Annotated in this window: 15 protein-coding genes; 7 read left to right on the forward strand and 8 right to left on the reverse strand. The window is 63.9% G+C overall.

Going from position 1 to position 19,354, the window contains the following annotated elements:
* Positions 1-60: 60 nt before the first annotated feature.
* From RE429_RS23070 to purU, 7 genes are all read left to right on the forward strand, one after another.
* The gene (locus RE429_RS23070; protein WP_414475674.1) at positions 61-1,314 is read left to right on the forward strand and encodes a sarcosine oxidase subunit beta family protein; all 1,254 of its coding nucleotides are present in this window, start codon (positions 61-63) and stop codon (positions 1,312-1,314) included.
* 8 nt (positions 1,315-1,322) lie between these two features.
* On the forward strand, positions 1,323-1,619 hold the full coding sequence (locus RE429_RS23075; protein WP_414475675.1) for a sarcosine oxidase subunit delta: 297 nt from the start codon (positions 1,323-1,325) through the stop codon (positions 1,617-1,619).
* Complete coding sequence (locus RE429_RS23080) at positions 1,619-4,606, forward strand: sarcosine oxidase subunit alpha family protein (RefSeq protein WP_414475676.1); 2,988 nt, start codon at positions 1,619-1,621, stop codon at positions 4,604-4,606. Before RE429_RS23075 ends, RE429_RS23080 begins: the two co-directional genes overlap by 1 nt.
* The gene (locus RE429_RS23085; RefSeq protein WP_414475677.1) at positions 4,599-5,195 is read left to right on the forward strand and encodes a sarcosine oxidase subunit gamma; all 597 of its coding nucleotides are present in this window, start codon (positions 4,599-4,601) and stop codon (positions 5,193-5,195) included. Before RE429_RS23080 ends, RE429_RS23085 begins: the two co-directional genes overlap by 8 nt.
* An 18-nt stretch (positions 5,196-5,213) precedes the next feature.
* A complete protein-coding gene (locus RE429_RS23090; protein ID WP_414475678.1) occupies positions 5,214-6,572 on the forward strand; it encodes an L-serine ammonia-lyase in 1,359 nt (452 codons plus the stop codon).
* Between the two features lie 11 nt (positions 6,573-6,583).
* Positions 6,584-7,882 carry a serine hydroxymethyltransferase gene (gene glyA, locus RE429_RS23095; protein ID WP_414475679.1) on the forward strand — a complete coding sequence of 433 codons (1,299 nt, stop codon included), beginning with the start codon at positions 6,584-6,586 and terminating at the stop codon, positions 7,880-7,882.
* Positions 7,883-7,989: 107 nt separating this feature from the next.
* On the forward strand, positions 7,990-8,853 hold the full coding sequence (purU, locus tag RE429_RS23100; RefSeq protein WP_414475680.1) for a formyltetrahydrofolate deformylase: 864 nt from the start codon (positions 7,990-7,992) through the stop codon (positions 8,851-8,853).
* 80 nt (positions 8,854-8,933) lie between these two features.
* Here the strand turns inward: purU and RE429_RS23105 are convergent, their stop codons facing one another.
* The 8 genes from RE429_RS23105 to RE429_RS23140 form a co-directional block, all read right to left on the reverse strand.
* Entirely contained in the window at positions 8,934-10,115 is a 1,182-nt protein-coding gene (locus RE429_RS23105; protein WP_414475681.1) for a hypothetical protein, read from the reverse strand.
* Positions 10,116-10,190: 75 nt separating this feature from the next.
* Entirely contained in the window at positions 10,191-11,345 is a 1,155-nt protein-coding gene (locus RE429_RS23110) for a polysaccharide pyruvyl transferase family protein (RefSeq protein ID WP_414475682.1), read from the reverse strand.
* A gap of 105 nt (positions 11,346-11,450) precedes the next feature.
* Positions 11,451-12,443, reverse strand: a complete 993-nt coding sequence (galE, locus tag RE429_RS23115) for a UDP-glucose 4-epimerase GalE (protein ID WP_414475683.1) — start codon at positions 12,441-12,443, stop codon at positions 11,451-11,453.
* A 50-nt stretch (positions 12,444-12,493) separates the two neighbouring features.
* Positions 12,494-13,681, reverse strand: a complete 1,188-nt coding sequence (locus RE429_RS23120; RefSeq protein WP_414475684.1) for a polysaccharide pyruvyl transferase family protein — start codon at positions 13,679-13,681, stop codon at positions 12,494-12,496.
* Between the two features lie 46 nt (positions 13,682-13,727).
* A complete protein-coding gene (locus RE429_RS23125) occupies positions 13,728-15,050 on the reverse strand; it encodes a glycosyltransferase family 4 protein (RefSeq protein WP_414475685.1) in 1,323 nt (440 codons plus the stop codon).
* A gap of 5 nt (positions 15,051-15,055) precedes the next feature.
* Positions 15,056-17,224, reverse strand: a complete 2,169-nt coding sequence (locus RE429_RS23130; protein WP_414475686.1) for a glycosyltransferase family 2 protein — start codon at positions 17,222-17,224, stop codon at positions 15,056-15,058.
* A gap of 74 nt (positions 17,225-17,298) precedes the next feature.
* A complete protein-coding gene (locus RE429_RS23135) occupies positions 17,299-18,069 on the reverse strand; it encodes a hypothetical protein (RefSeq protein WP_414475687.1) in 771 nt (256 codons plus the stop codon).
* Positions 18,066-19,352, reverse strand: a complete 1,287-nt coding sequence (locus RE429_RS23140; protein ID WP_414475688.1) for a glycosyltransferase family 4 protein — start codon at positions 19,350-19,352, stop codon at positions 18,066-18,068. The genes RE429_RS23135 and RE429_RS23140 overlap by 4 nt, the downstream gene beginning before the upstream one ends.
* Positions 19,353-19,354 lie beyond the last annotated feature (2 nt).

Raw genomic sequence — 19,354 nt, forward strand, 5'->3', positions numbered from 1 at the left:
CGATGCGAAGCCCGGTGGCCAATGTACGGCATAACTGTCGGACAGCACGAGGGTGTACCGATGCGCCGATTTTCGCTTTTCACGCTTCTGAAGGAGGCAGCGAATGCCCACCAGGGATGGGAGCGTCAGTGGCGTGCTCCGGAGCCCAAGGTCGGCTACGACGCCGTCATCGTCGGCGGAGGCGGGCACGGTCTCGCCACGGCCTATTATCTGGCGAAGGAACACGGCATGCGAAACATCGCCGTGCTCGAGAAGGGGTGGATCGGCGGCGGCAATACCGGGCGCAACACCACCATTATCCGCTCCAACTACCTCTATGACGAGAGTGCGGCGATTTACGAGCATGCGCTCAAGCTCTGGGAGGGCCTGTCCCAGGAGCTGAACTACAACGTCATGTATTCGGCCCGCGGCGTCATGATGCTGGCCCATAACGTGCATGATGTGCAGAGCTTCAAGCGCCACGTCTACGCGAACCGCCTCAACGGCATCGACAACGAGTGGTTGACGCCGGAAGAAGCCCGGGCATTCTGCCCGCCTCTGAACATCTCAAAGAGCCTGCGCTACCCGGTCATGGGGGCCGCCCTGCAGCGCCGCGGCGGCACCGCCCGCCATGATGCGGTCGCCTGGGGCTACGCCCGCGGGGCTGACGCGCTCGGCGTCGACATCATCCAGAACTGCGAGGTGACAGGCATTCGCCGCGGTCTCAGCGGCGCGGTCGAAGGCGTGGAGACGACGAAAGGCTTCATCCGCACTCCGCGCATCGGCGTCGTCGCGGCGGGGCATACCAGCGTGATCATGGAAAAGGCCGGCGTCCGGATGCCGCTGGAGAGCTTTCCGCTCCAGGCGCTGGTCTCCGAGCCGGTCAAGCCGGTCTTCCCCTGCGTCGTCATGTCCAACGCGGTGCATGCATACATCTCGCAGTCGGACAAAGGTGAACTCGTCATCGGGGCAGGCACGGACCAGTATGTATCCTACAGCCAGCAAGGCGGCATCCACATTGCGACGCACACACTCGACGCGATCTGCGAGCTGTTCCCGCAATTCACCCGGATGCGCATGCTGCGCAACTGGGGCGGCATCGTCGACGTGACGCCGGACCGATCACCCATCATCGGCAAGACGCCCGTGCCCGGCCTGTTCGTCAATTGCGGGTGGGGAACGGGCGGCTTCAAGGCAACGCCGGGCTCCGGCCACGTCTTCGCGCACACGATCGCGAAAGGCGAGCCGCATCCGATCGCCGCGCCCTTCACCCTGGACCGCTTCCGCACCGGCCGGCTTATCGACGAGGCCGCGGCTGCAGCCGTTGCACATTGAGGCTCACCATGCTGCTTGTGACCTGTCCCTATTGCGGCCCGCGCCCGGAGATCGAGTTCCGGTGTGGAGGCGAGGCCCATATCGCACGCCCAGCCGAGCCTTCGAAACTCAGCGACAAGGAATGGGCGGAGTACTTGTTCGTTCGCACCAACCCGAAGGGCATCTTCGCCGAGCGCTGGAACCATGCCCATGGCTGCCAGCGCTGGTTCAATGCCCTGCGTGACACGGCGAGCGACCGGTTCGTTCAAACGTACAAAACGGGTGAAAAGCGGCCCGACCGCGCACCCGGGCAGGAGAGGCTCTGATGGCCCAGGCTTACCGACTCCCCAAGGGCGGCCGCATCGATCGCACGAAGCCTGTCTCGTTCAGCTTCAACGGAAAGCCCGTTCAGGGATATGCGGGCGACACCGTCGCTTCCGCTCTGCTCGCCGGCGGGATTCATCTCGTCGCCCGTTCCTTCAAATATCACCGTCCGCGGGGCATCGTCAGCCACGGATCGGACGAGCCGAATGCGCTCCTCGACGTCGATAGGGGGAGGGGACGTGCCGATCCGAACAATCGCGCCACGGTGGCGGAGATCTTCGACGGCCTGACCGTCGGGTCGCAGAACCACTGGCCATCGCTCGATTTCGATGTGGGCGAGGTCAATGATCTCCTCTCGCCGGTGATCGTTTCCGGTTTCTATTACAAAACCTTCATGTGGCCCCGATCGTTCTGGACCAAAGTCTACGAGCCGCGCATCCGCGCCGCCGCCGGTCTCGGTCGTGCGCCTGAAATTCCTGACCCGGATCGCTATCAATATCGCCATGCCCATTGCGACGTGCTCGTCGTCGGTTCCGGCCCGGCGGGGCTTGCCGCGGCGCTGGCGGCCTCCGAAAGCGGCAAGCGCGTCGTCCTCGTGGACGAGCAGCCGGAGCTCGGTGGTTCGCTGCTCAACGACGTGACTTCGCTGATCGATGGTGTCACGGCCCAGGACTGGGTGCGGACGGCGCTCGACACGCTGGATGCTTGCACCAATGTGGTGATCCTGCCGCGCACGACGGCCGTCGGGTATTACAACCATAACCACATAGCCCTTGCGGAGCGCGTGACGGATCATCTCGCCGACCCGTCATCCAATCTGCCGCGCGAGCGGCTCTGGCAGGTGCGCGCCAAGCAGGTCGTGCTCGCCACCGGCTCCCATGAGCGCCCGCTTGTATTCGCCGACAATGACAGGCCGGGCATCATGATGGCGGAAAGCGTCCGGGCCTACATCAACCGCTATGGTGTCGCGCCCGGACGGCAGATCGTGTTCGCCACCAACGGCGCCTCCGCTTATACGGCGGCTGCCGATGCCAGAGCGGCGGGACTGGCGGTCACCATGGTCGATGTCCGGAGCGAGGACGAATGCGGGCCGGAGACCGGACACCTGCGGTCCATGGGCTGCGAGGTGCTGACCGGGCATACGGTGGTCGGTTCCCGCGGGCGCAAGCGCGTCACCGGCCTCATCGTGGCTCCCGTCGATAGCGACGGACGCGTCGGCTCGCCTCGCACGCTGCCCTGCGATTGCGTGGGCATGTCCGGCGGCTGGACACCCGCCATTCACCTGTTCTCCCAATCACGCGGCAAGGCTCGCTACGAATCGTCGATCGACGCCTTCGTGCCGGGCACGTCGGTGCAGGCCGAGCGCTCGGCCGGCGCGGCCAAAGGAACGTACCAGCTTTGGGAATGCCTGTCCCAGGGTTGGGCGGCCGGTGCCGAGGCGGCGGAGCACGCATCCGAGCGGACCTTCGGGGCCACGAACAGTCTTGTCGGCTTCAAACCGGTGCGGGTGCTGCCGACGAGCACCGATCCAAAGCGTGCGCGCGCCTTCATCGACTTCCAGAACGACGTGACGGCGAAGGACATCAGGCTCGCGGTCCGTGAGGGCTTCGAGTCCATCGAGCACGTCAAACGCTACACCACGACCGGCATGGCGACGGACCAGGGCAAGACGTCGAACATGAACGCGCTCGGCCTGGTGGCCGGCATCCTCGACCGGCCCGTCCCGGCCGTCGGTACCACCACGTTCCGGCTTCCCTATACCCCGACCACCTTCGGGGCGTTCGTCGGCCCGAGCCGTCATCACCTGTTCGATCCGGTCCGTACGACGCCGATCCACGAATGGGCCGTTGCCCAGGGCGCCGAGTTTGAGAATGTCGGGCTCTGGAAGCGGGCCTGGTATTATCCGAAACCGGGCGAGGACAGGCATGCCGCGGTGGCGCGCGAGTGCAAGGCCGCGCGTACGGGCGTCGGCATCTTCGATGCCTCGACGCTCGGCAAGATCGAGGTCGTGGGCCCGGATGCCGCCGAGTTCATGAACCGCATCTACACCAATGCATGGCTGAAGCTCGAACCCGGCAAGTGCCGCTACGGCCTCATGCTGAAGGAAGACGGCTACATCATGGATGACGGCGTCGTCGCGCGCCTTGCCCCCGACCGCTTCCACGTGACCACGACCACGGGCGGGGCGCCGAGAGTGCTGGCTCACATGGAGGATTATCTCCAGACCGAATGGCCGGACCTCAAGGTCTTTCTGACCTCGATCACGGAGCAGTACGCGGTCATCGCCCTCCAGGGGCCGAAGGCGCGCGAGGTGCTTGAGCCGCTGGTGTCCGACATCGACCTGTCGCCCGAGGCATTTCCTCACATGTCGGTGCGCACCGGTTCCATCTGCGGCGTTCCCTGCCGCCTGTTCCGGGTGTCGTTTACGGGTGAGCTCGGCTTCGAGGTCAACGTGCCGTCCGACTATGGGCAATCGGTCTGGGAGGCGCTCTTCGAGGGCGGGCGGACCTTTGGCATCACACCCTACGGCACCGAGACCATGCACGTGTTGCGCGCCGAGAAGGGCTTCATCATCGTCGGTCAGGAAACGGACGGCACCGTAACTCCGGACGATCTCGGATTGTCGGGACTTGTCGCGAAAACCAAACCCGACTTCGTCGGCAAGCGCTCCCTTTCGCGGCCCGACATCCTCAGCGCCGGGCGCAAGCAGCTCGTGGGGCTCATGACCGACGATCCGGGTGAGGTGCTCGAAGAGGGGGCTCAGATCGTGACGGATCCTCACCAGGCGATCCCCATGCGCATGATGGGACACGTGACCTCCAGCTACTGGAGTTCGAATTGTGGCCGCTCGATTGCGCTCGCTCTGCTGTCCGGCGGACGGACGCGCATCGGCAGCCGCATCTATGTCACGAATCCGACGGGCTTCACGAGCGCGAAAGTCTGTGAGCCCGTGTTCTTCGATCCTGCAGGGGAGCGCATCAATGCTTAAGACAAGCCATGCCGTCCGCCATGACACGTCGCTGCCGGTCGAGAAAGCCGTCGTGGGGCCCGACGATGCGGTACAGGTCGTCATCCGACCTCTCCCGGCCCGGGCTCGCTACGCGCTTCGGCTGAACGAGGCCGAGGTGACAAGCGCCGGGACGGTTGCGGGGTTCAGCCTCGATATTCCGATCAACACCCGCTCGGGATCGGCAGGACGGTCGTCGATCCGCCTTGGCCCGAACGAGTGGCTTCTGACAGGGCCCTACGCTGATGCGGCCATGATTGCGGGAGAGGTCGACACGGCGCTCGGCACCCGCTTCTACACCCTCGTGGACGTCAGTCACCGCAACGTCGGGTTTACGGTCTCCGGCCGCCGCGCGGCCGAGGTGCTCAATAGCGGCTGTCCCTTGGATCTTGCCGACGCTGCCTTTCCGGCCGGCATGGCGACCCGCACGCTGATGGGCAAGGCCGAGATCGTGCTCATGAGGCTCGATGACATGCCGACCTATCAGGTGGAGTGCTGGAGATCGTTCTCCGCCTATGTGCGCGACTACCTGATCGAAGCAGCCCGTGAGTTCGAACCGTCCATTGCCTGATCGGCAAGCGAGGCTCCCGTGACCAGCGCTTTTGAACTCTTCAAGATCGGTATCGGGCCATCGAGTTCGCATACGGTAGGCCCCATGGTGGCTGCAAAGCGCTTCATCGGCGAGCTGACGCGTGACGGCCACCATCCGGGCCGGATCACGGCCGAGCTTTACGGATCGCTGGCCTGGACGGGTCGCGGGCACGGAACCGACACGGCGATTTGCCTTGGCCTGCTCGGCCAGGATCCGGACACGGTCGATCCGAACAGGGTCGCGGACCTGGTCCAGGATCTTCAGGAGAGAACACGGGTTCCCGTCGGTGGCGATGTCTGGGCCGATTTCGATCCGGCCCGGGACATCGTCTTCAACATGAAGGATGTGTTGCCGGGCCACTCGAACGGCATGCGCTTTTCGGCTTTCGGGATGGATGGCACCATCATCGCCCAGAGAATCTATTACTCGATCGGCGGCGGGTTCGTCGTGTCGGACGGGGAGGTTGCGGACGGCAGGGACGCGCCCGTGCCATACCCGTTCCGTACGGCCGAGGAACTGCTGCGCATCTGCACGAACGAGAACGTGACGATGGGCGAGGTACAGCTCGCCAACGAGCTGGCGGTTCACACCCGCGAGGAGGTCGAGCAGCGTCTGGACGCCATCCGCGAAGCCATGTTCGCCTGCATCGACCGAGGGCTGCGCATGGAGGGCGAACTGCCCGGAAACCTTCGAGTCAAGCGCCGGGCAAAGGGCCTCTTCGAGGAACTGCAGAAAGGGCGCAGCAGGAACCATCGCGTCGCCCATGAGGTGATGGACTGGGTGAGCACCTACGCGATCGCGGTCAACGAGGAGAATGCCTCCGGAGGCCGGGTCGTCACGGCCCCTACGAATGGGGCAGCCGGTATCGTCCCGGCCGTCCTGCGCTACTACCGCGATTTCTGTGCCGAGTACACGCGGGAGGGCAGTCACACGTTCCTGCTGACGGCCGCCGCAATCGGCAGTCTGATCAAGCGCAATGCCTCCATCTCGGGAGCCGAGGTCGGCTGTCAGGGGGAAGTGGGATCGGCGGCTTCCATGGCGTCTGCGGGGCTGGCGGCGGTGCTGGGCGCCACGCCGTCTCAGGTGGAGAACGCGGCGGAAATCGCGATTGAGCACCATCTTGGCATGACGTGCGATCCCATCGGAGGATTGGTGCAGATCCCTTGCATCGAGAGAAACGCATTCGGCGCGAACAAAGCCATTGCGGCCGCTTCGCTGGCGCTTCGCGGGGACGGAACCCACCGCGTTTCGCTCGATCAGGTGATCGAGACGATGCGCCAGACCGGTTCCGACATGCAGACGAAGTACAAGGAGACGTCTCTCGGCGGCCTCGCCGTCAATGTTGCCGAATGTTAAGGGAGGACACAATGTCTACGCATCCGCTTGCTGCTCCACTTGCGAACGGCGACCTGTCGAGCGCAGGGCCGTACGATCGAGAGGTTTTCGACGCAATACAGGCTGAGCTGCACCGGCAGCAGGATCAGATCGAGCTGATCGCGTCCGAGAACATCGTGTCGGAAGCCGTTCTCAAGGCCCAGGGCTCCGTCTTCACCAACAAGTACGCCGAAGGCTATCCAGGCCGGCGCTATTACGGCGGTTGTGAGCACTCCGATACAGTCGAGGCGCTTGCGATCGATCGCGCCTGCAAGCTATTCGGATGCACTTTCGCCAACGTGCAACCGCACTCCGGCGCTCAAGCCAACGGCGCCGTGTTCATGGCCCTGCTGCAGCCCGGCGACACAATCCTGGGCATGGCCCTGTCCGCCGGCGGGCATCTGACGCATGGCGCCCCGCCGACCATGTCGGGCAAGTGGTTCAAGGCGGTCGGCTACGGCGTTCGCCAGGAGGATGCGCAGATCGATTATGCGGAGGTCGAAAGGCTGGCGCAGGAGCACCTGCCCAAGCTGATCATTGCCGGCGGTTCCAGCTATCCGCGCATCATCGACTTCGCACGCTTCCGCTCGATTGCGGATTCAGTGGGCGCCTATTTGTTCGTGGACATGGCTCACTTCGCCGGGCTTGTGGCCGCGGGTGTCTATCCATCGCCGTTCCCGCATGCCCACGTGGTTTCGACCACGACCCACAAAACCCTCCGTGGCCCGCGCGGCGGCATGCTCCTCACCAACGACGAGGCTATCGCCAAGAAGCTCAATTCTGCGGTGTTCCCCGGCATGCAGGGCGGCCCGCTGATGCACGTGATTGCCGCTAAAGCGGTCGCCTTCGGTGAGGCGCTGCAACCCGAGTTCAGGACCTATGCGGCCGCCGTGGTGGAGAACGCCCGCGCGCTGGCCGCCCGACTGGTCGAGCGCGGCGCCGCTATCGTATCCGGCGGCACGGACAGCCATGTCGTCCTGGTTGATCTGCGCCCCTTCGGCGTGACCGGCAAAGCCGCCGAAGCAGCCCTTGAGAGGGCCGGGCTGACCTGTAACAAGAATGGCATTCCGTTCGATCCCGAGAAACCGGCGGTGACTTCGGGCATCCGTCTGGGCACGCCGGCCGCCACCTCTCGCGGGTTTGGCATTCAGGAATTCGAGCAGGTTGCCGACTGGATCGCTCAGGTGCTGATTGGGCTCGCCGAGAACGGCGAGACGGCCAACAGCGCAACCGAGAAGCGGGTCCGCCAAGAGGTCAAAGCGCTCTGCGGCCGATTCCCGATCTATGGGTAACGGATAACGGACGCCATCGGTCATGACGGAAGGCGGCGGGGGCAACCTGCGCCGCCTCGAGGCCGGGCCGACATCGAAAGCCCAACATCAGATCGAAACGACAGATCATGAAGCTCGAAGATCCACGCTATGTTCTGAAATTCTCGTGCTACGACACGATCGGCATCATCCAGGCGATTTCGAGTTTTCTGGTCAACAACGGATGCAATATCATCACCAGCTCGCAGTTCGGCGACCGAGAGACGGAGCGCTTCTTCATGCGCGTCGCGTTCACGCCTGTCGATCCGCGGACGGAGCGCTCGGCTCTCGAGGGCCTCTTCAAGCCGATCGCCGAGCGCTACGGCATGGACTGGAGCCTCCATGAGACCGGCACTCCGGCCAAAGTGCTGCTCATGGTGTCGCGCTTCGGGCATTGTTTGAACGATCTTCTCTATCGCCAGCGTATCGGCGCCCTGAACATGGACGTGGTCGGGATCGTCTCCAATCACCGCGACTTCGAGGATCTCGGAACAAATCGCAGGATCCCGTTTCACCATCTGCCGGTCACGAAGGAGACGAAGGCGCAGCAGGAGGCCCGCCTTCGGGACGTCATCGAGACGACGGGGGCCGATCTGGTCGTGCTGGCCCGCTACATGCAGGTGCTGTCCGACGAGATGTGCCAATACCTGTCGGGCCGGGCGATCAATATCCACCACTCGTTCCTGCCGAGCTTCAAGGGGGCTGCCCCCTACACCCAGGCGTATACCCGTGGGGTCAAGCTCATCGGCGCGACCGCTCATTATGTGACACCGGAGCTCGACGAAGGACCGATCATCGAGCAGGAAGTGCAGCGCGTGAGCCATGAGCATTCACCGGACGACATGACCGCCATCGGCCGCGATGTCGAGTGCCTGGCACTCTCTCGCGCAGTCAAGTTCCACATCGAGCACCGGGTGCTTCTGAACGGGAACAAGACGATCGTGTTCCGGTAGGGCGTTCAGGGTGCGAGTGAAGCCGGAAAACCTTTGGTGCGGATGCTCGACCGGCCAAGCCAGATGGCAACCGCACCATCTCAATCGATGGTCACCCTGAAGCGGACGAGGTCGCGGTCCATCGTATTGCGCTTCTGCTGCCAGTTGAGACGGGTCAGGTACAGATAGAATTCGTCACCTGCCGACTGAAAGATCGGCGACGTGCTGGCATGGTCGATGAGTGATGGGTAGTCGTAGAACGCCCCGGTCTTCTCGGTGCCCCAGAACGGTTCGAGGGGCGCGAGCACGGCCGACGACGACCAATTTTTCAGGTCGGGCGAGGTGGCGTAATAGACCCCGCCGACCCCATTGACCCGCGTCGACCAGACGACCATCCACATCTGCCTGGTTTCGAGCCAGACCAGCGACCGTGCCTTGCCCGACATGTCCTCCCCGCCCAGGCGGTCGCATGTGGTTTGAACAGGGCGGCGGCCGTCACCCGGATAAGGGTCGGGCGGCGCGACGAACCGGCCCTTGCTCATGACCTGCCAGCCGTTCACCAAATCGCTTCGAGGCGCACGGAACAGGCAGTTTCCGCGCCGCCCCGGTTCGGCGGCATCCTCCGTCCAGGCGATGAAATAGGCGTAATCACCCTCGAAGACGGCGTTCGTGACAGTGAGGAAGCCGGCCGCGTTGACGGACGTGTCGAACCTCCGGTTGGATCCGGCGATCAGGCGCCGGTCCCGCGGCAGAAGCTTGAAGGAGAAGTCACGATCGTTCGCTTCCAGCCCGACGATCGAGAGATACCAGCAGGCCGGTTTGTCGCGACCCTTGGAGCAGACGCCATCGTGCCGCAGCCCGGAATACTCCTCGCTGGCCAATGCGAGGATCCGGCCATTGCCGAGCGGAATGAGGCTTTGGATCCAGTAGCGGTCGTCGAACTCGGAGGGATCGACCGATTCCGCGCCTTGCGAGACGACGCCGCAATTCGGACGAAGGTCGTCGAAGTTGCGGCCCTCGAAGATCCTGTTCCGAAAGTGCGAGGCGATCAGGACAAGGGAACCGTCCTCCCGCCTGTAGGACCTCGCCGGCGAATCCGGGATCGTGCGCCAGTCGCACTGCTGAGACCGGTAGCTGTACACGACTTCCGGGACGGGTGAGACGGAGAACATGGGCGCTTCCCCGGCATGTGCCGCACATGCACTCAGGACAGTGAGAGCGGCCGACCATGCCGGCAGAATTCGGGCCACGCAGGTCCAGGATGACGGGGCAAGCGTCTTCATCGGCGGTGATCTCCGGTTGGTCCATCGAGCCGTCCGCGGGCAGGCGGCAGAGACGACGATCGATGCGAGATGGCCTTATCCTCGCTCCGCGATCCGCTTCAGAAACGGGGCGGGCTCAAGACGGTTCGCCACGAGGAAGTCGAGATATTTCGCTGCCGCCTCGCTCCGGTGCTTGTCATAAGCGGTCGGGTCGAACTTGATCAGCTTCTTGAGATTGAACCGGGTGATCGGCGCCGTCAGGTCCTCGGCCGCGATATGAGGAACGCCTGTGTTCTCACAGAGCTCCCGGGTCCGCGAGTCGATCGTGACTGTGAGGCCCATCCGCTCGGCCTGGAGGGCAAGGGCCACGCCGTGGTAGCGGCACCCGATCGTCAGATCGTACCGGCGAAGCGAATCCATCCAGGCGGGCACGTCGTAGAACGAGCGCACGTAGTTGCGGCACCATGCCTTGAACTCGTCGAAGGTATAGTGCGGAACCGTGTGGTTATGGATCCCCTTCAGGGCGTGTTCCTCGATCCCATCGAAGATCCCGCGGGAGACCTTGACCATTTCGGCCATGGACTGGACGACGTATTGGCCCGGAGCGGCCGGGTCCATCATCAGGCTGACAAGCTGATGCTCGATCTCCCGCGTCTTCATCCAGGCCTGATGGCCGGCCGCGACCGTAATGGCCCGCGGCAGGCCGATCCCGGTCCAGTTCTTGTGAATTTTGTGGCCGAGGCCTTTCTGCTGGTTGATGAAATGCGACGGGCATCCGCCGGGCAGCGATCCCGTGATCCCGAGCTTGTCGAGCTGGCCGCTTGTATAGGCGCCGCGGGTGTAGATGTTCGAGGCCGTCGGCGAAACCCTGGCCCCCCCGATGACCTGGGCCCAGCGCACTGTCCCTTCCTTCAGCTCGATATCATGGTCGTAGCTGTCGGCCTGAGCGCCGAGTCCGATCGCGACGATCGGGAGGCCGGATGCCTCCAGTCGCCCGGCCATATCGCCAAAATCGGTATGCTTGCCGAGCTGATTGGCGCAGGGAATGACGATGATATCGGCATTCGCCTTCAGGTCCTCCGCCGAGGTCGTCCAGCCGAAGAACGTGACGGGGTTCGTGATCTGGCTGGCGATGGCATGAACGAAGGCCAGGTTACCGTTGTTGTGCCCGATCGCGTTGAAGAGATCGTCGAAGGCGGAATTGGAATACAAGCCGAGTGAGGGAAACTTCCAGAGGATCGCGACCCGCAAGGGCTGGGATCCTTGCCCCGCCTTCGGCATCCGTTGATCGGAGGAAGCTTGTCGGATGATGGTGTCGAGCATTTGATTTTGCCTTAGCGTCCGTAGGCTGGCGGATTAAGCCGCTGCCGCCTTGTTCTTGAGGTTTTCTTCCCACGCGAGGGCATGGGCGATGATGGTCTCGAGCTCTTCGAGAGCGGGCTTCCAGCCAAGGGTCTCCCGGATGCGATCCGCCCCGGCAATCAGGGCCGCGGGATCGCCGGCACGCCGGTCCGTCAGCCGGACATCGAATGCGACGCCGGACACGCGCTTCACGGCCTCGACGACCTCCAGGACGGAGTATCCGCGGCCATAGCCGCAATTCATGGCCGTGCTTTTCCCGCCGGCCCGGAGGTAATCGAGAGCGAGCATATGAGCACTCGCCAGGTCCGAGACGTGGATATAGTCGCGCAGGCAGGTTCCGTCCGGGGTCGGATAATCCGTCCCGAAGACGTCGATGCCGTTCCGTTCGCCCAGGGCTGCCTGTGTCGCAACCTTGATCAGATGGGTGGCGCGGCGGCTCGACTGGCCAGAGCGGCACTGCGGGTCGGCACCGGCGACGTTGAAGTAACGGAGCGCCACGTATCTCAACGGGTGAGCGACGGCGGTGTCGCGGAGCATCAGCTCCGTCATCAGCTTCGACGTGCCGTAGGGAGAAACCGGGTTGAGCGGGGCCGTCTCGGCGATGGGGCTCTCCTTGGCATCGCCATAAATGGCGGCTGTTGAGGAGAAGATGAAGTTTTCGATCTTGTTCTGAACCGCCGCGCTGATCAGGGCGCGGGACTTCACCGTATTGTTGAAGTAGTAGCCCAGCGGATCGGCCACGGAGTCCGGCACCACGATCGACCCCGCAAAATGGACGATCGCGTCAACGCCATGCTTGCGGATGATGTCAGCGACGAGGCTTTCATCCGCGATGTCTCCCTGCACGAAGTGAGCCTTCGGGTGGACCTGCCCCCGGAATCCGGTGCTCAGGTCATCCAGGACGACCACCTCTTGGCCCGCATCCACCAGGGCCAGCACCATATGGCTGCCGATGTAACCGGCACCACCTGTTACCAATACGGTCATATTCTCTTCCCTTTGCAACGCGCTGCTACGTCATTCTCGGCGGATTAGCCTTATGCGGCCTTCAGCTGCTCTTTTTCGGGCTTCCTCATCACGTCGACCATCTTCGTGTCGGCGCCGTTCTCGACCAGGAACTGGCGCATCTCGCGATACATGAACCGATAGGCGCGGTTGAATTTGTCGAAGAGCGACTGGTCCCAGTACTCCTCGAGCGAGAACGTCTTGCCCGAGAACACGTCGTAGCTCGGGATCTGATAGGTCTCGGCGAATTCCACGGTCCGGCTGTCATAGGTGAAGTAGATCGACGGGGTGCCGTTGGCGAGCGCCATCAGGTTCCCGTGCAGGCGGTAGCCGAGGACCATATCCTTTTGCTGGACGAGATCTTCGTAATCCGCCACGACATCCGAATAGAACAGACGCTCGCGATGGAGCTTTTCCATCGTCTCGTCGAGATACCATTGGCCGACCCAGGCATTGGCTTTCAAGGTCGCGAACGCCTCCTCCCTCTGCGCGGGAGTGCCGAAGACCATCTTCTTTTCCTCGACCTCGCCCTGGGCCATCAGAACCACGTCGAAGCGGGAGGCCATCTCCTTCACCATGTCGCGATGGAAGGTCAGGTACCGCTCGACGTTCCGGGCGTAGGTCCTGGACACCTCCCGGCGGACCGTGATGCCGGCCGTCTTGATCGTGTCGAGCGGGGGCAGCTTGATCTCGAGGTCGGGATTGTTGCGGCGGAACGCCGTCGGGCAGCCGACGATGCGTACGTTCTTGATGCCGAGATCCCAGAGGACCTGGGCCGAGTAGGCGCCGCGCACCCCGATGGATGTCGTGGAATCGGCCATCAGGCGCAGGACCGTCTTGGTCTGCTCGGACAGCTCGAGCTTGCCCTTGACCGGGGCCTGGGCGCCGATGCCCCAGGCGATCACCGGGATCCGCAGCTTCTTCAGAACCTCGATCGCCTTTTCCCAATTCATCTCGCTATGGATGTAATTGGAGCCGCGCAGGAAGACGTAGTCGTATTCCGCGTTGATGCGGTCGAGATCGGCCATATTGGGTTTGGCGATCTCGAGTGCATCGAGCCGGTCGTAATTCAGAAGCTTCAGCGACGAGTCGAACACGAAGGCGTCGCCGATATTGTGGTAGTGGCCGATGCTGCCCTGGACGTCCTTGTAATTGTACCAGCGAACGTTGTCGTGGTCATAGACTTCGCCCGAGGGGCTGATGACGAGGATACGTTTCATAGAAAATCTCTCCTGGACATGCCAGTGTGTTGCCTGTCGGACGATCTCACGCGGTCAGCGCGGCGGCCGGAACCTTTTTCGTCGCCTTCTCGGCGGCAAGCTGCTGATAGAGGTCGAGGTGCCGTCGGGCGCAGTCCTCGTAGCTGATCGGACGCTTGATCCCGGCGCGCAGCTGCTCCCAGAGGCGCGGGTTCGTCAGGGCCTCGGTCATGCGGTCGACGAGGTCCTCGGACGAGCCGACCCGGAAGTGCAGGCCGTCGACGCCGTCGGTGATCTTCTCCGCCATGCCGCCGATGTTCGAACAGATCATCGGGCGGCCGTGAAAGAAGGATTCCTGAATGACGATCGGAGAGTTCTCCCACCAGATGGAGGGAATGATCGTCCAGTCGATCGATCGCATCAGGCGCGGCATCTCGCTGTTCTGGTAGGCGCCGTAGAAGCGGACGCGGTTTCCGGCGCGCTCCACGAGCGTCTCGATCTTCTGCTGGAACGGCTTGGGCTGCCGCTCAAGGTTGCCGCCGAAGATCATCAGCTGGGCGTCGTCGCCCCAGATCTTGTCCGGAATCCGTGCCACGGCGTCGAGAAGGACGTCGACGCCTTTGAACTGGGTGATCTGTCCGAAATAGGCGAAACGGGAGCGGCGCCCCCTCCTGTTGCGCCCGGCGGTCAGCAATTCGCGCGGGGGAACCGGTTCCGCGATGTCGAGGCCGTTCTCGATCACGATGAAGCGCGAGGGATCGAGGCCCCATTCGACGTAGCGGTCGACAAGGAACTGGCTCGGCGAGACGAAGTAGTCGGCGACCTGGAGGAGGCCCCGGACGAAATGCTCCCGGCGCAGGAAGCGGGCCGGGGATATCTCCGGGAAGCAGGCGTTGCAATCCGCCGGGGAAGCCCGGTGGCAGAGCTTCGTTCCTCCGGTCTTCACCATCTGGCCGTGGTGGTGGCAGATGGAGAGGAACTCGTGGAACGTGATCACGATCACGCAGTCCGGCAGAGCGCGGCGAACGGCGTAGAGGGTCTCCAGGCCCAGGCCGATGAAGTGATGGAAATGGACCACATCCGGCCTCAGGTCCCGCAGGACGCGCAGGAAATCGCGATCGAGTTCCTCGGTGTTGCGGTTCGAGACCAGGAAATGGTCGTAATCGTCCGCGTGATAGAGGATGTCGCCACCCTTCTGGCGCAGGCTCATGAGGGCCGTGCCGCTGTGGCGGACGACCGGATGCCCGACGCGCGCGAGAAAACGGGACTCCGCACCTCCGACCTTGTTGAGGCCCTTGTGAAGATTGTGCGCGGCGATTTCAGCGCCTCCGAGCGAGAAGCTCGGGTGACCATGGGAGACGATCAGGACGCGTGGAGAATGTTCGGTCATTGTCATCACCGCATGTTGTTGACGAGAAGGGACCATTTGCGATCGAAGCTCCAGCGGTCGATCCGCTGGGCGAGGCGACGGATGGCCGGACCGGTTGCGCCTGCGTCGTCCTCGGCCGAGATCATCTCGACATCGGGCGTCCACACCGACATCGTTCCGCAGAGCCTCATCTTGAGGCAGAGGTCGCGCCCCTTGTCGCTGGTTCCCAGATAGGAGCGGGTGAAGCCGCCTGCCGCTTCGATGGCCGAGCGGGCGACCATGCAGCACGCGGTCGACCCTGCCATGACTTCGGCCGGCTCGGAGCCGTGAACGACGTCGCGCGGATACCCGATGTACCGGTCGACGAGCTTCTGCTCGTCGGCGTCGAACCACGTGCCGGCGAACCGGATGGAATCGTCCTCGTACACGATGGTCGGGCTCACGAGCGCCTTGCCGCCGCGCTTGCGATAGGCCCGCTCGAGCGAGGACAGCCATCCCGACTGGCGCGGAAGAACGCTGGCCGCCAGGAGCACGAGAGCCTCGGCATCCGTTGCCTGAATGGCCGCCTCGAAGGCGTCGCAGGCATCCTGCACCTCCTCGGACCCGATGATACGGAGCCTGAGGCCATAGAAGCGGGCGAGCCGCTCGGCTTCGGGCGCGAGGCTTCCGAAGGCCTCGATGGGAGCCGAGACGATCATGGGAGTGTTGCGGGCTTCCGCGTCGAGCGCCAGCAGGACGAGAGCGGCGCTCAACTCCTCCACGTCATGGCCGGCGCCGACCACCAGCGCCTTCGGGGCGCCGGAGCCATCGAAACCGAAGTCGCGGGTCTCGACCACGCGGGGAGCCGGTGCGGCAAGCGCCTGCATCATCGGTCCGATATGGAGATCGATCGCTGCGCCCGCGGCTGCCGTGCGCGGATCGAGCGGCGAGACCAGCCGTTCCAGCCCCTGACGGGAGAGGTTCCGCATGGGCTTCAAAGGATAGAACGCCACGCTGTCGCCGACCATGAGCTCGAAATAGACCGGCGTATCCCCCGCGCAGGAGAGGCCGGGAACGAAGGCCAGAAAGCCATGGTCGAGCCTGCGGGGATCGAGGCGTCCTGCGAAAAGCTCGTTATGCTGGAAGGCCGCCGACACGTCCGGGCGCGGCAGACGCGTCCAGGCATCGTCAATCCGCGCGAAGTCGGATCCCGCCCTGAGCAGGATCGTGTCCGCATGCCCCTCCGGATCGAGCATCCATCCGGCGACGAGCAGGCCGCCGCCAGGCACTTCGGCCACCATGTCCATGCCGATCCTGACAGGCTGCTGCAGGCTCGAGACCGTGTCGCGTCCGTCGAAGCGCTCGCCGGCGCGGCGAAGAACCTGCATCGTGTCAGGGTGGGCCGACGCCCGGGCCAGGCCGTCGCGGATATGGGCCGGAACGTCCGTCGTCGGCAAGAGAACGCGCTTTTCGTAGACGTCGAGCGTGCGCCAGCCGTCCTTCGTGCGGAAGAATATCCGCTGGAGGCTCTCCGGCTCCACGGAAACCGGTCCGGTATCGAGCAGGCCGATGAAGCCGACGCCGTTCCCGCCGAGATCGTCGCGTTGGACCGAAGCCGCCTTGACCTCACCGACGAGAAGACCGTCTTGCGCCACAAGCACGCGCAGTTCGTCCGACGGCAGGGTATGAGCCCATCCCTGAAGGAGGAGCTCGCCCGTATCGAGCGGCCCCATGACCTCGATCCAGCCGTCGTTTTTCGCGGCAGCGGTCAGGACCGACAAGGCGGCGGCCAGGCGTTTCGCATTGCCCTGACCTTCTATCAGGGTTTGGGTGATCCCGTCCGTGACGTCGGTGAAGCGCTCCGCCGTATCGACGAAAAGAATCTCCATCAGATCCTGAACCGAGGCGGCGGGGCGAACCAGGTCATAGCGAATAGGAGGCCCGTTCCGGCGCACGACGATCGACCGCAGGCGAACCTTGGCGGCGAGGCGGATCGGAACGACGGCGACAAAGCCGGTCGCCGCATCGGCCGGAGCATTCTTCCGCTGCCAGCTGACGACACCGGCCTTCATCGTCATGGAAGGATCGCCGTTGAGCAAGACTTCGATGGTATCCGGCATTGTGTCGGCGACGCCGCTGATCAATGCGAGATCGTCTCCGATCGGTGTCGCAAGTGCCGTCTCGCCGTCCACCGGAAGATTCAGTTTGTCTTTCACGTGATCTGCCCTGTCATGCTTGTTCTCGGATCGCTTCGTACGATCTCATCGATTCCTTTTTTTGACGGTGCCGCTTACCGGAGGCCGTGACGCAAAACGGTCACCAATGTGATCAGCGCGCTCACGGCGGAAAGGCCGCCGAATGCGATCAGCAGCGCCACGGCCCGGCGCATGGGACGGTCGGCCGCCGTCGTCAGTTCCTGAATACGCTTGTCGAAATCCGCCAGGACCTTGTCGAAGCGCAGATGAAAAACTTCGATGCCGGAAATCTTTTCCGCCAGCTCCGTCTGGTTGGTGCGCACGACATCGAGGGCCGCCGCGATCCCGTCCTCCTGCCCCACGATCTCGTCGACCTGCTTCGAGGTGCTCCGCAAGGCATCGACGACCTCACGCTGCATCATCTGGGAGCGACGCTGCGCCTCGATCAACAGCTCGACGCGGTCGAGCACGCGATTGAGGGGCCCGCTGACCGCGGCTTCCGCGGCCCTTTCATCCTGGCTCGGAGCCTGCAGGACGACTTCTTCGCCCGTGCTGGGCGAGACCGCCACGACGGCGAGCTTGTCCGAGACGCTTGCGATCGCTTCCGGAAGTTCGACCTCGAACGCATGCACGCCGTCGCCGATGCCGTTGCGCCGCAGATCGATGCGAGGCATGTCGGCGGTTGCGGAGAGAACCGTGCGGCCTTCGAGGAGAATGCGGATCTGGATGCGCTCGTTCGGGCGATTCCGATCCCAAACCCATCCGAACAGACGGCGGCCCTCGATCGCATCCAGCCGTCCCTGAATCTGTGCGGCGGCCGGGGCCTGGGTGACCGCAACCGCCCTGTCGACTTGTCCTGTGCTCATGCCGCATCGGCCTCCAGTTCGATGATCTCAGCCGGTTGTCCGATCGCGCGATAGACGGAAAGATGTCTCTCGGCGACTTCGCGGATGTCCGCCGGCGGCTGTATCCCGGCGACCAGCCGATCCCAGAGGCCCGGAGTCTCCATGGCCCTGCGCATGGCATTCGCCAGCGAAACCGGATCGTCGGCCCGCACGTGCAATCCATCGATTCCGTCACGCACCGCCTCGGCCATGCCGCCGATATTGCTCGCGATGACCGGCCGGTGGTGCAGGAAGGCCTCCTGGATGACGAGGGGCGCGTTCTCCCACCAGATCGACGGCACGACGACCCAGTCGACGGCCGAGATCAGCGTGGGAAGCTCCTCGCGGCGGTAGGGGCCGAGACGGACAACATGGGGGTCCGTCTCTTCGACGAGAGAGTCGAGTTCCTCGATGAATTCCGGCGACTGGAACGGCGCGCCGCCATGGAGGCGCAGCTCGAAATCCACGACACCGGTCGAGATCAGCCGCTGCGATGCCTTGAGAAGGCTCACGACGCCCTTCCACGGATTGAGATTGCCGAAATACCCGAAGACCGGACGACGGCCGTCCTGAGAGAGACGGTGCGGCGCCGGGTCGACGGCGGGCCTGCCGTTGGCGACCACCTCGATCTCGTCGGCCGGAAGCCCCCAGGCGACGAAGCGGTCCTTGATGAAGCGGCTCGGCGCGATGAAACGGTCCACCTGCCCGAACAGGGTCTTGACGAACTGCTCCCGCAGGAGAAACCGGTCCGCGGCAATATCCGGAAAGCAGCTGCTGCACCGGCCCGGAGTCGCGCGATCGCAGCGCTCCCGGTTTTTCGTGCGCATCATCAGGCCGTCATGGGCGCAGATGGCGTAGTAATCGTGAAGCGTCATCACGATCCTGGCGTTCGGCAGGATGCGCCGGACGAGCGCGATGAACTCGACCCCGAGCAGGAGAACGTGATGGATATGCACGACGTCCGGACGGAATTCCTCGAGCAGGTTCACCAGGTGAGGCACGACGCCATAGCTGTCGATCTGGCTCAAGTAGAAGCGGTCGAAGTGCCCGCTCCACATGATCACTTCGTCCGGCGCGTCTCCGACCGACTGGAAGCTGGTGCCCGGACGCTGCTCGCGGTGAAGATGGTTCGTGGCGGCTAGGAACAGAGTCTCGACATCCGGGCGCGAGCGATACTCGCGAAACAGATCATGCGCGAAGATCTCCGTCCCGCCGGGATGAAAATCGGGATGATTGTGAGCAACGACAAGGACCCGCATCGTCAAGC

The organism is Microvirga sp. M2, assembly GCF_047497095.1.
Lineage (GTDB): Bacteria > Pseudomonadota > Alphaproteobacteria > Rhizobiales > Beijerinckiaceae > Microvirga.

What these genes read in the sequence shown, in the direction of transcription:
- RE429_RS23070 (WP_414475674.1), top strand. Translation starts at nt 61, where the DNA reads ATGCGCCGATTTTCGCTTTTCACGCTTCTGAAGGAGGCAGCGAATGCC.
- RE429_RS23085 (WP_414475677.1), top strand. Translation starts at nt 4,599, where the DNA reads ATGCTTAAGACAAGCCATGCCGTCCGCCATGACACGTCGCTGCCGGTC.
- RE429_RS23120 (WP_414475684.1), bottom strand. Translation starts at nt 13,681, where the DNA reads ATGAAACGTATCCTCGTCATCAGCCCCTCGGGCGAAGTCTATGACCAC.
- galE (WP_414475683.1), bottom strand. Translation starts at nt 12,443, where the DNA reads ATGACCGTATTGGTAACAGGTGGTGCCGGTTACATCGGCAGCCATATG.
- RE429_RS23075 (WP_414475675.1), top strand. Translation starts at nt 1,323, where the DNA reads ATGCTGCTTGTGACCTGTCCCTATTGCGGCCCGCGCCCGGAGATCGAG.
- glyA (WP_414475679.1), top strand. Translation starts at nt 6,584, where the DNA reads ATGTCTACGCATCCGCTTGCTGCTCCACTTGCGAACGGCGACCTGTCG.
- RE429_RS23125 (WP_414475685.1), bottom strand. Translation starts at nt 15,050, where the DNA reads ATGACCGAACATTCTCCACGCGTCCTGATCGTCTCCCATGGTCACCCG.
- purU (WP_414475680.1), top strand. Translation starts at nt 7,990, where the DNA reads ATGAAGCTCGAAGATCCACGCTATGTTCTGAAATTCTCGTGCTACGAC.
- RE429_RS23105 (WP_414475681.1), bottom strand. Translation starts at nt 10,115, where the DNA reads ATGAAGACGCTTGCCCCGTCATCCTGGACCTGCGTGGCCCGAATTCTG.
- RE429_RS23080 (WP_414475676.1), top strand. Translation starts at nt 1,619, where the DNA reads ATGGCCCAGGCTTACCGACTCCCCAAGGGCGGCCGCATCGATCGCACG.
- RE429_RS23135 (WP_414475687.1), bottom strand. Translation starts at nt 18,069, where the DNA reads ATGAGCACAGGACAAGTCGACAGGGCGGTTGCGGTCACCCAGGCCCCG.